The organism is Microcoleus vaginatus FACHB-2002 (genome assembly GCF_040004035.1).
GTDB classification, from domain to species: Bacteria; Cyanobacteriota; Cyanobacteriia; order Cyanobacteriales; family Microcoleaceae; genus Microcoleus; species Microcoleus vaginatus_C.
Genome location: NZ_JAMPLN010000005.1, coordinates 235975 through 250380 on the forward strand (window position 1 = coordinate 235975; position 14406 = coordinate 250380).

Annotated in this window: 13 protein-coding genes; 9 read left to right on the forward strand and 4 right to left on the reverse strand. The window is 44.8% G+C overall.

The genetic code is table 11. The features are described 5' to 3' along the window. Positions 1-48 precede the first annotated feature (48 nt). Positions 49-1839, reverse strand: coding sequence for a CHASE2 domain-containing protein (locus NDI35_RS06905; RefSeq protein ID WP_445312066.1), 1791 nt, complete (start codon positions 1837-1839; stop codon positions 49-51). A gap of 336 nt (positions 1840-2175) precedes the next feature. On the opposite strand from NDI35_RS06905, the gene NDI35_RS06910 reads away from it, so the two are divergent. The 5 genes from NDI35_RS06910 (at position 2176) to NDI35_RS06930 (ending at position 6793) form a co-directional block, all read left to right on the forward strand. Beyond that, entirely contained in the window at positions 2176-2916 is a 741-nt protein-coding gene (locus tag NDI35_RS06910) for a DUF928 domain-containing protein (RefSeq protein WP_445312067.1), read from the forward strand. 142 nt (positions 2917-3058) lie between these two features. Beyond that, positions 3059-3793, forward strand: a complete 735-nt coding sequence (locus tag NDI35_RS06915; protein ID WP_445312068.1) for a DUF928 domain-containing protein — start codon at positions 3059-3061, stop codon at positions 3791-3793. A gap of 216 nt (positions 3794-4009) precedes the next feature. Beyond that, the gene (locus tag NDI35_RS06920; protein WP_445312069.1) at positions 4010-4804 is read left to right on the forward strand and encodes an HAD family hydrolase; all 795 of its coding nucleotides are present in this window, start codon (positions 4010-4012) and stop codon (positions 4802-4804) included. 408 nt (positions 4805-5212) lie between these two features. After that, complete coding sequence (locus NDI35_RS06925) at positions 5213-6430, forward strand: DNA double-strand break repair nuclease NurA (protein ID WP_445312070.1); 1218 nt, start codon at positions 5213-5215, stop codon at positions 6428-6430. A 144-nt stretch (positions 6431-6574) separates the two neighbouring features. After that, positions 6575-6793, forward strand: coding sequence for a hypothetical protein (locus NDI35_RS06930; RefSeq protein WP_333105450.1), 219 nt, complete (start codon positions 6575-6577; stop codon positions 6791-6793). 136 nt (positions 6794-6929) lie between these two features. Here NDI35_RS06930 and NDI35_RS06935 read toward each other — a convergent pair whose 3' ends face one another. Together NDI35_RS06935 and NDI35_RS06940 are read right to left on the reverse strand one after the other, a co-directional pair. Continuing rightward, positions 6930-8960 (reverse strand): ABC transporter ATP-binding protein, encoded by a 2031-nt coding sequence (locus tag NDI35_RS06935; RefSeq protein ID WP_445312071.1) that lies wholly within the window; start codon positions 8958-8960, stop codon positions 6930-6932. Between the two features lie 37 nt (positions 8961-8997). Further along, on the reverse strand, positions 8998-9135 hold the full coding sequence (locus NDI35_RS06940; RefSeq protein WP_445312072.1) for a hypothetical protein: 138 nt from the start codon (positions 9133-9135) through the stop codon (positions 8998-9000). Between the two features lie 270 nt (positions 9136-9405). On the opposite strand from NDI35_RS06940, the gene NDI35_RS06945 reads away from it, so the two are divergent. Continuing rightward, the gene (locus tag NDI35_RS06945; protein ID WP_445312073.1) at positions 9406-9927 is read left to right on the forward strand and encodes a GNAT family N-acetyltransferase; all 522 of its coding nucleotides are present in this window, start codon (positions 9406-9408) and stop codon (positions 9925-9927) included. Positions 9928-9997: 70 nt separating this feature from the next. On the opposite strand, the gene NDI35_RS06950 is transcribed toward NDI35_RS06945, so the two are convergent. Continuing rightward, positions 9998-11332, reverse strand: coding sequence for a tetratricopeptide repeat protein (locus NDI35_RS06950; RefSeq protein ID WP_445312074.1), 1335 nt, complete (start codon positions 11330-11332; stop codon positions 9998-10000). A gap of 21 nt (positions 11333-11353) precedes the next feature. On the opposite strand from NDI35_RS06950, the gene NDI35_RS06955 reads away from it, so the two are divergent. The 3 genes from NDI35_RS06955 to NDI35_RS06965 all read left to right on the forward strand — a co-directional run bounded on the left by NDI35_RS06955 (position 11354) and on the right by NDI35_RS06965 (position 14395). Next, positions 11354-12637 (forward strand): esterase-like activity of phytase family protein, encoded by a 1284-nt coding sequence (locus tag NDI35_RS06955; protein WP_445312075.1) that lies wholly within the window; start codon positions 11354-11356, stop codon positions 12635-12637. A gap of 193 nt (positions 12638-12830) precedes the next feature. Further along, positions 12831-13685, forward strand: a complete 855-nt coding sequence (locus NDI35_RS06960) for an alpha/beta fold hydrolase (protein WP_445312076.1) — start codon at positions 12831-12833, stop codon at positions 13683-13685. Beyond that, the gene (locus NDI35_RS06965; RefSeq protein WP_445312077.1) at positions 13682-14395 is read left to right on the forward strand and encodes a glycerophosphodiester phosphodiesterase; all 714 of its coding nucleotides are present in this window, start codon (positions 13682-13684) and stop codon (positions 14393-14395) included. Before NDI35_RS06960 ends, NDI35_RS06965 begins: the two co-directional genes overlap by 4 nt. Positions 14396-14406 lie beyond the last annotated feature (11 nt).

Below are 14406 nucleotides of genomic sequence, written 5' to 3' on the forward strand. Positions count from 1 at the left end.
CGAGAACCCATTATGATGCAATTCTCAATGATGCAGTCGAGTTGTCTATCATTCTTCCTTGCCCCCCAAATCCTCCTTATCTGTTAAACTATCAATTTTTTCATCTTTTATCATCTTTTGGGCGCCCCTGCGCTGCCGCATCTGTTTGGCTTTGGTTTGCAAATCGCTGAACTCGTCATCCGGTTTAGTTTCGGCTGAACTAGCACCACAATGAGTATCGATCGGGACACCCGTTGGAGAGCCGCTTTCCGATTCAGTCACGGCGGCGCGGTGCTTCTGCTGTTTGGCTTTTTCCTGCAACTGAGCTAGGTATTCGTCTGTCTGACTTTCGGCCTTGGGAAGTTCTGGGGTACTTGCAGTTATTTCTTGGGGTTCGGAAGGTGTTTTTTCAGAGGTTTCTTGTTTGCTAATCCTCAGTTTATCTTTCTTTTGCTGCAATTCTTTAAAGAAATCAGATTCTGTGATTTCTGCGACTTGCTGTTCTTTTTTGGCTTGGTCTATTTCGATTTTGAAGACTTGTTTTACTCGATCGCTAATGGCTTTCCCGTATCCGGCTTTATTAAATCTGTCTGCTGATACAATGCTACCCCCAGTTAAGATTAATGCTAAGGCTGGCGCTGCCACAGGCACCCACCCTCCCAACAGAAAAATCCCAAAGCCGATCGCGCAACACCCGGACAGCATTGCTCCGAATGTCACCGTCAACTTCGCTGGGTGAGCCATCCGCGATGCCAAGGTTCCTCCCACAATTGACCATCCCGAAATCCACAGGATTTCTGCCCATTCCGGCCAAAACCATAACATCGGTCTGTTGTCTAAAACTGCACTCAAAATTTGGCTGACTACTTGTGCGTGTGCCACGATCCCCGGCATGAATTGGTTGCTTTGCTGTCGCCCACTGTAAGGAGTATAAAAGAAATCTTTAACGCTTTCTGTGGTATAACCGATGAGCACTATTTTATCTTTAACTAAATTCGGGTCAACTTTCCCTTCTAAAACATCGGTGATTCTGACTTGGTTTGCGACTTGCTGCTTGGAACGGTAATTAATTAATATTTGATATCCCCTGACATCGGCATTTTTGTATCCTCCGTCATTGCTTGCTAGTTGTTTTAATTGGGTTTTTCCCAGCCATAAAGATTGATCGGGTGCAAGTTGGGGAGAGATTTTTTGCCCTTGCAGGTAGCGGAGTGCTAGCTGGAGGTTGAAGGAATATAAAACTTGAGAATCGTCATTGCAAAGATGTTTTTGGGCCGAGGAGTTGCCCTCAATTGTTGGTGGTTTCATAAATAATAAAGCCCTGCGGAGTATGCCACCCGGATCGACTCCGAAATCTGCAAATCCCACCCGGTTTTCTGGCAGCCCCGGCGCAGGCGGAGAACCGGGATTGTCCGGGCTGCCGTCGGTGACTAAACATACGCCGATAATTCGATCGCTTTTTTGTAAAACTTTAGTTAATTCCTCGCGCCCGTCTCCTAAAGGTACGTCTCGCAGTACATCTAAACCAATGACGGCCGGCTGCATTTGGTCGAGTTTTTGTAAGATTTCAGCTATTTTGCGATCGGATATCGGCCACTGGTTCAGTTTCTGAATATCTGCTTCGGTAATCCCCACAACTAGCAAACGCGAGTCTGGCTGTTCTTCGGGACGCCACCTCACCATTTGGTCGTAAGCGCTTAATTCTAATGGTTCGAGTATTCCTAACTGTCGGGCTCCCATCAAAGATAATGTTACTGCCGCGCTGGCAATTAATACAGACTTAGCCAATGCTAGTGATGGTTTATACATTTGACTCAATTGAGCCACTGCCGATCGAATTTTATTAGATATTTTACTCATTATCCCAGCATAAAAGTTTGACTCGTTTCTGGAACAGCAGTTGTTTCACATTTCCCCCCTGCTGGAGACTTCCTCCATCTTAGAACACTCGGAAACTCCGACCGCTTTGTTACAAAAATTTACAGTACGTGGCGAGCAACTGTATCTAATGATACTTGCGGTTTAGGAAACCTGAGTTTTCCGACAGAGAATTCCCTTGCCGCTCGAATTAATAAATGTTATTGATGATATGTCAAGGTATAAATTGTGTATCTGCGCCCTCGACTAGCAGCTCAAAAATATTTGTCGCCATCAGCGAATGCCTGTGTTTGGAATTATAGTGAAAGGTACAACAAAATGAAACGTTTTCTACATCGGGCTACACTTGCGGTCGCCGTATCTGCGATCGCAGCTACCGTACCCAGTTCACTTACACCGATGCGCGCACAATCTCAGCCGCTTCTACTGAGTCAAAATGTTAATTTCAAGCCTCCCGACGTAACAGCCCCGGCCGGCCGACAAGGAGGGACACATCGCGGCAACAAGCTTTGTCCAGCGGGTTTATCTATTACTCCTTTAGTGCCTCCAACTAATATCGGTTTAACCCTAACAGATTCTCCCACAATTTTTGTCTATATTCCTAACACCTCGCCCGAAATAGAGTTTACTTTGCTCAACGAAAAGGAGGACAAAGTGGTCTACGAAAAAACCTTTAAAGTTGACAAATCCGGGATTGTTGGAGTTACCATTCCTGCTACCGTGGACAACAACACATCCCTTGCAGTTGGTAAGCGATACGTGTGGTCATTTTCGTTAGTTTGCGACCCCGAAGACCGAGCTGCGGATTTAGTTGTTAAAGGGTTCGTGCAGCGAATTGAACCGCAGGCAACTCTCAAGAGCGATTTGGCAAATCCCGACCCGATGACTAGGCTCAACGTTTATGCTCAAAATGGGATTTGGTACGAAACTCTCGCTACTTTAGCCCAAATGCGGCGTCAGACACCGGGGGATGTGAAGCTGACAGCCAAGTGGACGCAATTATTGCAGTCCCAAGGACTGGAATCTGTTGCAGCTCAACCACTGGTTGCGCCTCTTTAAATCTCGCTCTTTCTGGAAATTTTGTCGGTCTGCCGATGGCGATGTAAAAATTGACCCATTTACTCGATCGCGCCCGGAGGTAAAACTCCGGGTTAACATTTAGATATGCGATCTATAAATATTTCTACAAGTGGGTGGAAACATGAAACGTTTTATACATTTTACTGCACTGGCGATGACTGTATTGGCGATCGCCGTTACTCTCCCCAGTTTGCTTACACCGATGCAGGCTGTGCCTGCACCCATTCTGCTGAGTCAGAATGTTAATTTCAAACCCCCAGATGTAACAGCCCCCGACAACCGGCAAGGGGGGACGCATCGAGGCTGTAAGTTACCGGATGGTTTATTCATTACTCCCTTAATACCTGAAAGCAATATTGGCTTAACGCTAACCGAGTCGCCAACATTTTTTGTATATGTTTCTCAACCGGCGGCTCAAGTAGAGTTTGTTTTGCTAAACGCAGATGAATCCGAAGTAGTTTACGAAACTACTTTAAAAAATGACAAAGCCGGAATTTTTGGAGTTAGGCTTCCTGAGAAAGACAAGACAAAAAATATTGAGGTTGGTAAGCGATATGTGTGGTCGTTTGCACTACCCTGCGATCCTCTGGAGCGTTCTGGAGATTATATTGTTAAAGGATGGATGCAGCGAATTGAACCCCAGGCAAATCTCAAGAAGGATTTGGCAAATCCTGACCCTATGGCTAAGGTGATTGCTTATGCTAAAAATGGGATTTGGTACGAGACTCTTGCTACTCTAGCCGAAATGCGGCGCCTCGCACCCGATGATTCGCGGCTGACAACCGAGTGGACGAAATTGTTGCAGTCCCAAGGACTAGAAGCGATTGCCGCTCAACCGCTAGTTCAGTCTTTTTAATAACGACTGTTCACCAATCATTGCTGAGTGTTTGCATAGTCAATTCTTCAATTCTTCAATCCAGTAACCGAAAGCAGCCAGGGTACGAGCCCCCGTCTTTATCCTGGCACAACCAAAAAATAGTATCCGATAACCAGTCCCCGGATTCATCAGTGATATCCCTTTGTTCAATTCTCAAATTCTTCAATTCTTCAATCCAAAATCTAAAATCTATTGATGGCTAATAACTTTCCGACAATTCTAGCTCTTGATTTTGACGGTGTGATTTGTGACGGACTCATCGAATATTTCCAAACAGCTTGGCGTACCTACTGTCAAATCTGGAAACCAGTCGAAACAGTACCCGATCCAGATTTAGCTTTGAGTTTTTACCGAGTGCGGCCCGCCATCGAAACCGGTTGGGAAATGCCGCTGCTGATCCGCGCACTACTGACAGGAATTTCCCCAGAGCAAATTTTGCTAGATTGGCCAAATATAGTACCGTATTTGTTGACAGAGAATAATTTAAAAGCGCAGTCTGTCGGCGCTATGTTAGACGGATTGCGTGATAATTGGATTGCTGAGGATTTAGCTGGGTGGCTGTCTTTGCACCGCTTTTATCCAGGGGTTGCCGATCGCTTGCACTCGTTGCAGGATAGTTCGGTGAAAGTGGCGATCGTCACTACAAAGGAAGGCCGTTTTGTGCGGGAACTTTTGCAGATAGCAGGGGTACAGATGCCGTCAGAGTTAATTTTTGGGAAGGAATACAACAAGCCTAAACACCAAATTTTGCGGGAATTTTTGGCGGCGTCTGGCAAAGACTCGACTATTTGGTTTGTCGAAGATCGGTTAAAAACTTTGCTGTCGGTGAAGCAGCAGCCGGATTTATCTCAGGTGAGGTTATTTTTGGCTGATTGGGGTTACAATACTTTGCCCGAACGGGAATCTGTGGCTCAAAATCCACCAGTTCAATTGCTTTCTCTGTCGCAGTTTGCCGGAGATTTTGCCGATTGGCTGCCGATCGACTGTTGATGTGAGATTGGTTTACACTTGTGATTTTTTTCGCTTTTCAGAGTCAAAAAAATCACAAAATTTTACATCTTTTTTGTTGACTTTTACGGCGTAGACATGGTATTTTAATATAATGGGATGGTGACAAAAGTATTATTTTTGTCACCATCCCATTATAAGATAAATATAACAGAAACTCCTCAAAAAAGCAAGGCTATCGACAAAAAAAAATGTTTTTTTTCATAGACTATTGCAGGTAATCTTGACCTCAAAAACCCGGTTATTTTACTATTTATGGGGCGGGCACGAAGTGTTTTAGTTGATCAAACCGCGTGTATGACAAAAAACCAAGCTTCGGCACCCAAAGTTTGAAAAGTGTTTTGATAATTTCTCAGCTTGAAAGCTTTCTAATATTGAGACTTAAAACCCATGCTCGATTTAACTAAAGCAGCCAAGGCAATGCAGGGAATGAGCCAACATTTGAATGTGGAAGCTCACGCGGCTCGCCAGCGTTTGGAAGTGGCTCAGAATTTGCTGGTAAAGGCTGCAGCGGAACAGGAAAAATTGGTGGAATTGCAAGAGAATTGGCGCGATCGCACTTTATTTAATGCTGCTACGCCGATCGAGCCATTGTCCGATCGCACCTACATCACCGCACCCCCCGCCGCTCACACAGTCTTTGCCACAGACGGCTCGCAAATTTCCCCCAACCATCACGAAATAGCCTACTGCTACCTGCTAAACGTCGGCACAGTCATGCTGCACTACGGGCAAAGCCGCCACCCAGTTTTAGACAGCGTACCCGAAGTTTTCTACAAACCCGAAGACTTGTACGGTTCGCGGCAGTGGGGAATTAGAACCGAAGAATGGATGGGATACCGGCGAGCAGTTTCCGAAGCAATTGCCTTAGCAGAAATGGGCTGCAATTGGGCAAAAGTTAACGACAATAAATTGCCCGCGCCAGCTTTAGCAATGGTAGACGGTTCCCTGATTTATTGGTTTTTGGAACAGTTACCCACCGACGCGCGCGATCAAATTTTGCTGCCAATTTTAGAAGCTTGGGACAAGTTGCGTTTAGCAGGAATTCCGCTGTTAGGATACTTAAGCGCTTCTCGCAGCAGCGAAAGCTTATCTTTTTTGCGGTTTGAAGCTTGCACTCACGAAGTACCAGACTGCATGACAAATTGCCCGAACGTCGGATTTGCCGCCACGATTTCTTTTGCCGAAAAAGCACCTTGTCAAGAATTTGAACCCTTGCGGGATGCCATATTGTGGGCAACAATCCTGTCACCGGGACAAAGAAGCCCTTTGTGGAAATCCCAAGCTCGAATTTTAGATTTGTACGGTTTTAATTCAGTTTATTTCTGTTACGTTCACGTTGGCACAGAAATTGCTAGAATAGAAGTGCCGGAATGGGTAGCACAAGATACAGCACAGCTAGATTTAGCATTAGGAATGATGCTGGCTCAAGTACACAAAGGCGGCGGCTATCCGGTGACGCTAGCAGAAGCTCACAATCAAGCGGTAGTCACGGGGGGCGATCGAAGTCGCTTTTTCGCTTTGTTAGAGCAGCAAATGATTAAAGCCGGCTTAAAAAATGTCGGAATTTCTTATAAGGAAACACGGAAGCGCGGCAGTATTGCTTAAAGTAATAAGTAGAGTAATCTTGGATGCAGAAACCGGGTTTTTACGGAAATACTGCCTCCCGGCATTTAACACACATAAAAAACCCGGTTTCTTTGGTATGGCTGCGTAAGTTATGTAGAGTTAAAATAGAGTTAAAAATGTTATATGCCAATAGAAATAATTATCTTAATTGCTTCATTACTTGTATCTTGGCTAGTGTTTAATTGGGCTTTTAAAGTGTTGAAAGCCAGCATCGGGACAGCGATTGGTTTAGCAGCAATTGTGCTGACGATGCAGTTATTGTTTGGCATCGGCCCAAATCAGCTTTTCCAACATATAATTCACTTGCCGGAAACCCTGGGGAAAATGATTTCGGGCAAGTGATCCGATTTAAGATTTTAGATTTTAGATTTTAGATTCTTTTAGATACCCGACTTCTTCCAGAAGCCGGGTATCTGGGGATTCCGAGAATTTTCCCTCTTCCTTCTTCCCTCTTCCTTCTTCCTTCTTCCTTCAGATATTAACTTCCCAGCATTTGCAAATTGTACAAACTGGCATACAACCCTTGTTGCTGCAACAACTCTTCGTGGCTGCCAGATTCTACTAACTGCCCGCGTTTGAGCACTAAAATACGATCGACATTTCGGATAGTCGAGAGCCTGTGGGCAATAATTATCGCCGTTCTGTCCGCCATCAAACGCTCTAGAGCTTCTTGAATTAAAGCTTCTGTACCCACATCCAAACTAGCAGTTGCCTCGTCTAGAACTAAGATACTGGGATTGCGAATAGCGGCGCGAGCAAACGCTAATAATTGCTTTTGTCCGCCCGAAAGATTGGTTCCCCGTTCCCGCAATTGCGTATCATAACCTTGAGGCAACTGTTCGATTAACCGGGCAACATTTGTCTTTTCTGCTGCTGCTTGAATTTCCTCAATCGAGTAACTTTCTCCCAGGCTGATATTGCTCTTGACATCACCAGCAAATAAAAAGCCATCTTGGATAATTACGCCTATGTGCCTGCGTAACTCTGCTTGAGGCAAATCCCGAATATCGACATGATTAACCAGAATCCGTCCTCGGCTAGGTTCGTAAAGGCGGCAGAGAAGACGGATAATCGAACTTTTGCCCGCACCTGTGGGGCCAACTAATGCTACTTTTTCGCCGGATTTGATGGTGAAATTGAGGTTTTGCAGGACATATTCGTCTTGTTTGTAAGCAAACCACACGTTGTCAAATTGGATTTCTCCCGATTCTGAATTCTGGGATTTGGCATTTTCTCCCCCCCGAAGCTTCGGGGGGTTGGCAGGGGGTGATTGGGGATTGTTAGGCAATAAACGATATTCTGAACTTGCTGGATTTTGATGATTATCTGCCAATCCTCGATCGAACGGAGACAAGTTGTAAGCAGTTGCCTCTGGATGTCCAGTTATCAACAACGGTGAATAACCTGCCCTTCTTCCTTCTTCCCTCTTCCCTCTTCCCTCTTCCTTCTTGCCGCTGGTTGGATCTTTAATTTCGATCGGTTCGTTGAGAATATCGCTAATCCGTTCGACGGCGGTAAATCCTGCTTGAATTGCAGTGAATTTCTCGGCAAATTGCCGCAGCGGATCGAAGAGACGTTGAGCAAATAAAATGAATGCAGAGAGAGTACCGAAGTTAAGATTACCGGCTAAAACCCTTTGACCACCCATCCACAAAACCGCTGCAATCGCTACTAAAGCAATCCATTCTAATGTCGCAGATACGGCTGAGTCGTAAAATATAGTTTTGTCAACTGCTTTAATGTAGCGTTTATTGGTGACGCGAAACAATTCTGAGTTGAATCTTTCGCGGCGGAATAGCTGCACTACGCCAATACCAGTCAGGTTTTCTTGCAGTTGGGCGTTGAGTTCGGAAAGTTCTTCTCTGGTATTGTAATTTGCTATGCGATATTGGTACTGGAAATAAATTATGACTGCGGTAATTGGTATCATCATCAGCACCAACATTAAAGCTAGTTGCCACTGCATGGTAAACATGAAAATGGCAATTACTAAAATTGAAAATAAATCGCTGACAATGCCGATCGCCCCTGAAGAGAAAACCTCTCCCAAAGCTTCTACATCGCTGGTGAGGCGAGTCATCAATTTGCCGACAGGAGTGCGATCGAAAAATCTCACTGCTAGCGATGTGACGTGGGCGAACAAATCATTTCTAATATCTGTAGTAATTATTTGCCCTACTTTCGTGACTAAATAGCCTTGAACTGATTGCAGTGCTAATCTAAGTGTTATAGTTAGCATGAGCAAAATAGCCAAAATATTCAAGGCAGCAGATAAAGGCACTCCCCGCAAGAATTCGTAGGTAGGTTCCGAGCGAATTACCGAAATTGCCTGTCCGATGAGAATCGGTTGAATTGCTCCTGAGACTGCTAGCGGTACTAATAGTGCGATCGAAATAATCAGCAAGCGTTTGCTGCGGGTTGCATAAGATGCCAACCTCATGAATAACCGCCAGTCTGTTTCCTGGCCGGATTTGTTTTTGGTATCTGCTACTGGTGAGGAAGTTGTCATCCGATTTTAGATTTTAGATTTTAGATTGCAGAAGCTATTATGCTGCTAAATTCGGCGGCTTTTTCTTTTTCTGAGGATATCGAGCTTTTTTTTCGCTGCGCGGCTTGTAGGGCGGGCTGGCGAGATCAGTTCGCTCAGCTTTTAGCAAAAAAGCTGTACAATATATCCAACTCATAATTGTAGCAAATAGAGTCAGTCAAATTAGGAAATATTCTACAGATCCAGCAAATTATCGAACCAGACAGCGCTCAGTCACCCATATTTATTACAATTGCGGATACCCGCTACTTGCCACTTTATGCCTTTAGACATAGAGTTGACCACTGGTTTTAGTTACTGTGTCAAATGCTGGGTTTTCCAAATGCAGTTCACTGCATTGAAGAAATTGATTTTACATTTCACCGTCGCCCCAATGAAAGTGTATTAGACTTTTTACGGATTAATTATGCACGAAATAGAGACAGCCCGATTGTATCTGAGACAATTTACACCAGACGACTTAGATGAGCTGTACCGCATCTACAGCGATCCGGAAATCATGAAATACCTCACAGGAGTTAGAACTAGAGAAGCAACAGAAATCGCCATTCATACCATGCTCAAACATTGGGAAGAAAACAACTTCGGAATGTGGGCTGTAGTACATAAAATAGACCGTAAAATGATTGGTCGCTGCGGACTATGTTTTCTGGACAAGACACCGGAAGTTGAGCTAGGCTATACCCTCGACAAAGTTTATTGGAATCAAGGATTGGCGACTGAAGCATCTTTGGCTAGTCTAAATTATGGATTTGAAATATTAAAGTTGGACAGAATAGTTGCGATCGCCCGCCCAGAAAATATCGCCTCGCAGCGGGTGATACAGAAAGTTGGCATGAAATATGAAAAAAACGCTCGTTACTACGAAACTGATGTACTATATTACTCTATCTCGCGAGAAACCTACGAGTCAAAAGTAGTTTGGTAGGGTGTGCATTGCACACCTTACTGCACTTAAATTACTCACATTGCAATTTGTCATTATTGCCTGCTGACAACTACGAAGTCCTTTGCAATTGCTTGTTAACTTTTTGAATTTTCTTAGCAAAATACTCTTGTCTGTGTCCCAATCTTTTAGCCACGTCCAACCCTTTTTGATAGGATTCCAAAGCTTTATCGTAAGCCTTCATCTCTTGATAAACTTGACCGATATTGTCATAAGTGTTCATCAATCCGTAGAAATTGTAAGCCCGCTCTTCTAACAGCAACTGCATTTGATAAATCCGCAAAGTGGGCTCCCATTGCTTTTGCGATCGATAAAGTAAAGCTAATTTATCCAAAGCTTCGCTAGCTTGGGCATACTGTTGAATGGGAACGGCTAAATTGTAGGCTTCCTGATAGTATTGAGCTGCTAAATTGATTTGACCTATGGTTTGGTAATCGCTGGCGATCGCAATTTTGATCGGTGGTATGGCGCTGGGATTTTGCAAGTTAAGATACACTGATGCTAATTTTTCCCTAGCTGCGATCGCCTTTAGGGGTTGTTTCGACTGCTGGTAAACGTAAGCCAACTGTCTCAGAGCATCTACCTCAGTTGGAGGAGTTACAGGCTGCGGCGGCGCACCGTTTCCCGCAACAACAGCAGAATTTTGCACAGCAGAATTAGCAGCAAATAAAGCGCGGTTTTCCTGAATTAAAGTTGCCAATTCCTCATACACCGGAGCAGCTTTATCGTAACTCAACCAATTGATGTGAATAAGCCCGATCGCCTTCAAAATCTGACCTTCAGCCAATATATCTTGGTTTTGACGCGCCTTTTCGAGAATTTCTTGGTAAACTTCTACAGTCGGGCCTTTAGCGCGCACCTGCTGAAAAGCCGCAGCGAAGGCAGGGAGCAACTCAGTATTAAGTGGTACTTGGGATTTGACTTCTTTTTGAATTGCTTGCAACCGTTTGGTAATAAGCTGTAGTTCGAGGTTTTTACCGTTACTCCAAGCAACACTTCCCACCCGACTCAAAGCAGCAATTTCCGCCGCCGGGCCCAAATACCTCCGCAGCCGCAATTCTCGGAACCAAATTTCAAAAGCACCAGCGCCGTCTCCAGCTTCCAGTTTAGCCGCTGCTTCTAAGTTTAACTCTTCCAAAGCCGCTGTCAGTTCGTCCCGCTGAGTGCTGCTCAAAGATTCATTAGCGGGAGCTAGGGGATCGGGTGTGGTAATTTCTAGAGGATTAGGAGAAAATTGATCGAGGGCTGGTGGATTAGTTTGGGCGCTAGCAATAGAACCAGCACACAGCCACAGGAAAAGCAAGCACCCAATTGGTACAGAACTTCTCATTCTCAAAATTTGGTTGCCGCGATTCGGCATTCCTTCTCGAAACATCAAGTTTTGCATATCTACAAAACGGTATAAATTATGTCACAAAGATGGCACAAAAGCAAACTGTTCAACAAGAGCAACAAAATAAAAATTACCGCACTGAGCAATTATGAGGATTTAAAGACGCTGGGCCATCCTCTTCGAGGGCTTCGCCAACGTATTTTACGCTTATTCAGTCTAGCCCTAATTGTCTTAACTGTTTGCACAGCTTGCGCCCCCCCTCCCGCAGTTGCAAAAGACCGCTCTTTTCCAGAAATGTCTCTAGAATTTTTGGGCGAGTACCAATTGCCAAAAATGAATTTTGAAGGAGTACCAGTCGGCGGTTTGTCAGGAATTACCTACGATCCCAAAGGTATTAGTGCAGTCACTTCCAAAGCTTATCGCTTTTACGCTCTTTCCGACGACCCCAGCGAAAACGGAGAAGCGAGATTTTACAGTCTCCGACTCGACCTCACATCAAGTGACCCAGCAAATATTCGCCTGAAAAAAGTTACCGTTGACGGCGTTACCTCCCTCAAAAAAGCAGACGGTGAAACCTTCTCTTGGGGTTCCATCAATCCCGAAGGCATCGCCCTTTCTCCCCGCAACTCAGTATTTGTCGCCAGCGAAGGCGTTACTCATGTGGGCATCCCTCCTTTTCTCGGAGAATTTGACCTCAAAACAGGGCAAATGCGGGGAAATTTGCCGATTCCAAAACGCTACATCCCCGATGCCAGCGATGAAAAACAGCAGCAAGGAGTGGTGGACAATTTAGGTTTTGAATCTTTAACCATCGACCCAGAAACCTTTAGTCCAGGCGGCCTCGATCCGTTTCGCTTGTTCGCAGCTACGGAAGCGCCGTTAATGCAAGATTTAGACCCGGAACAGGCAAGCAAACTCCGTATTTTACATTATGTCATCGTCGATAAAACGCCGCAATTAGTATCGGAGAATCTTTACAAGCTCGACCAAGTTCCTATGACTATTTTGAACGGTTTAACAGAATTAGTAACTGTCGGTGGCGGTCAGATTCTGAGTTTAGAACGTTCTTTTGGGCTGTCTGGATACAGCGCTAGGATTTATCAAGTAGCGGTTGGGGCGGCTACAGATACTTCGAGAATCCAGAGTTTCAAAGGGCGAGTGGCAATGGTCGAACCTGTTAAGAAAAAGTTGCTCCTAGACTTAAGCGAACTCGGAATTCCGCTGTACAATTTAGAGGGGATGACCCTCGGCCCGCGCTTGCCAGATGGCAGCCAGAGTTTAGTTTTGGTCAGCGATGACAATTTTGATGAAGCGCAGAAAACTCAGTTTATCTTGTTGAGTTTGAAGGGCAAAGGTTAAGTCAGAAGGGCGGGCTACAAGCCCAACCCCTACTCCCCACAAGAAGATTTATTCTTTGTGAAACAGGGATATTGCCTGTTTATGAAAACAGTAGAAGAAAATTCACTCTTTGTGGAACAGGCATCTTGCCTGTTAATCAAAATAGTATAAATGAGGTGAAATAAAATTTATCCTACTATAAAATACCCTAATTATGCCAACTCGTAATACTTTGCACTTGCAAGAAATCGAACTGTCCTACCTAGAATGGCAGCCAGAAAAGGGGTCAGAAAAAGTTCCGCGTTTGCTGCTGTTACACGGTTTAGCAGATAGTGCGTGTGTCTGGACTAACTTGGGCAATTACTTGTCCAACCGCTATCATATTGTAGCGCCAGATATGCGCGGTCACGGAGAGAGTAGCAAACCAAAAACAGGCTATACTTTTGAAAGTGCGATCGCAGATTTAGAAGCTTTGATGGCACATCTCAACTGGCCAGACGCACACATTTTAGGACATTCTTGGACCGGAAAACTAGCAGCGATTTGGGCGAGGCAAAATCCGGCTCGCTTTTGCAGTATGATTTTAGTAGACCCCATCTTCATCACCAAAATGCCCGCGGCGATGAAACTCACCCTGCCAATTGTTTACCGAAAATTAGACTGTCTCAAATGTGTGGGCCCGTTTGCGACTTTAGCCCAAGCAGAAGCAGCAGCCAAACAATCGGGAGAATTCGCAGATTGGAGTGACGTGCAACAAATGGTATTCCAACACCAAATCGAACAAAAATCCGACGGAACTTGGGGGAGTAAATTTGCGATTGCAGCCAGAAATCAGATATTTGCAGAAGTGATGAAAGTTGCCGGCTTAACTGAAAATATTGAGATACCGACTTTGTTTGTACAGCCGGAAAAAGGCGTAAATCGCATGGATTGGCAAATGCAGCCATACAAGAGATACTTCAAAAATCTTACCGTTGCAAAAGTACCGGGGAATCACTGGTCTTTTTTAACTCAACCGGAAACTTTTAATCAAACCGTGGCCGATTTTTTAGAGGGTGCAAGACAGTGAATGTAGAAATTATCGCACATCGGGGATTTTCGGCGATCGCCCCGGAGAATACTTTAGCAGCTTTTGAACTGGCGATCGCCCGCGGCGCTCATTCGATCGAATTTGACATCCAGCTATCCGCCGACAACGTACCAGTGATTTTTCACGACGCAACACTGGATAGAATCACTGGAGTTTCTGGCAAAGTTAGGGAAAAAACTCTGTCTCAATTGCAGACACTTAATGCGGGAAAATGGTTTAGCGATGAATTTTCACAAGAAAAAATTCCTACCTTAACAGAATCATTAGCTATCCTCAAAAATGTTGACAAATTTCTTTACTTTGATGTCAAGCCTCACTGCGAGTGGTCTGATGCAGAGGTTGCGGATTTTGTCAATACTTTGAAGGGCGAAGAAATCCAACACAAATGCGTTATTACTTCCTTTAACGATGGATTTCTGGAACAAGTGCGGCGGCTATCGGGCGATTTGGCGATCGGACACATTGTTGCTAATCTAGAAGCGTACAAAACTCAATTTGCTCAAGCTGTGGCGCATCGGGATAATTTGATTAGCAGTCTGTATCGCGTGTTGCTGGAAAACCCCGCGCTAATTCAAGAAAGCCGGAGTCAGGGAGTTGACATTGTGGCCTGGACGGTGGACGATCGAGCCGATATGCAAAAGTTAATTGATTTAGGTATAACGCGGATAGTCACTAATTGTTTGATATGATATTTTTAACC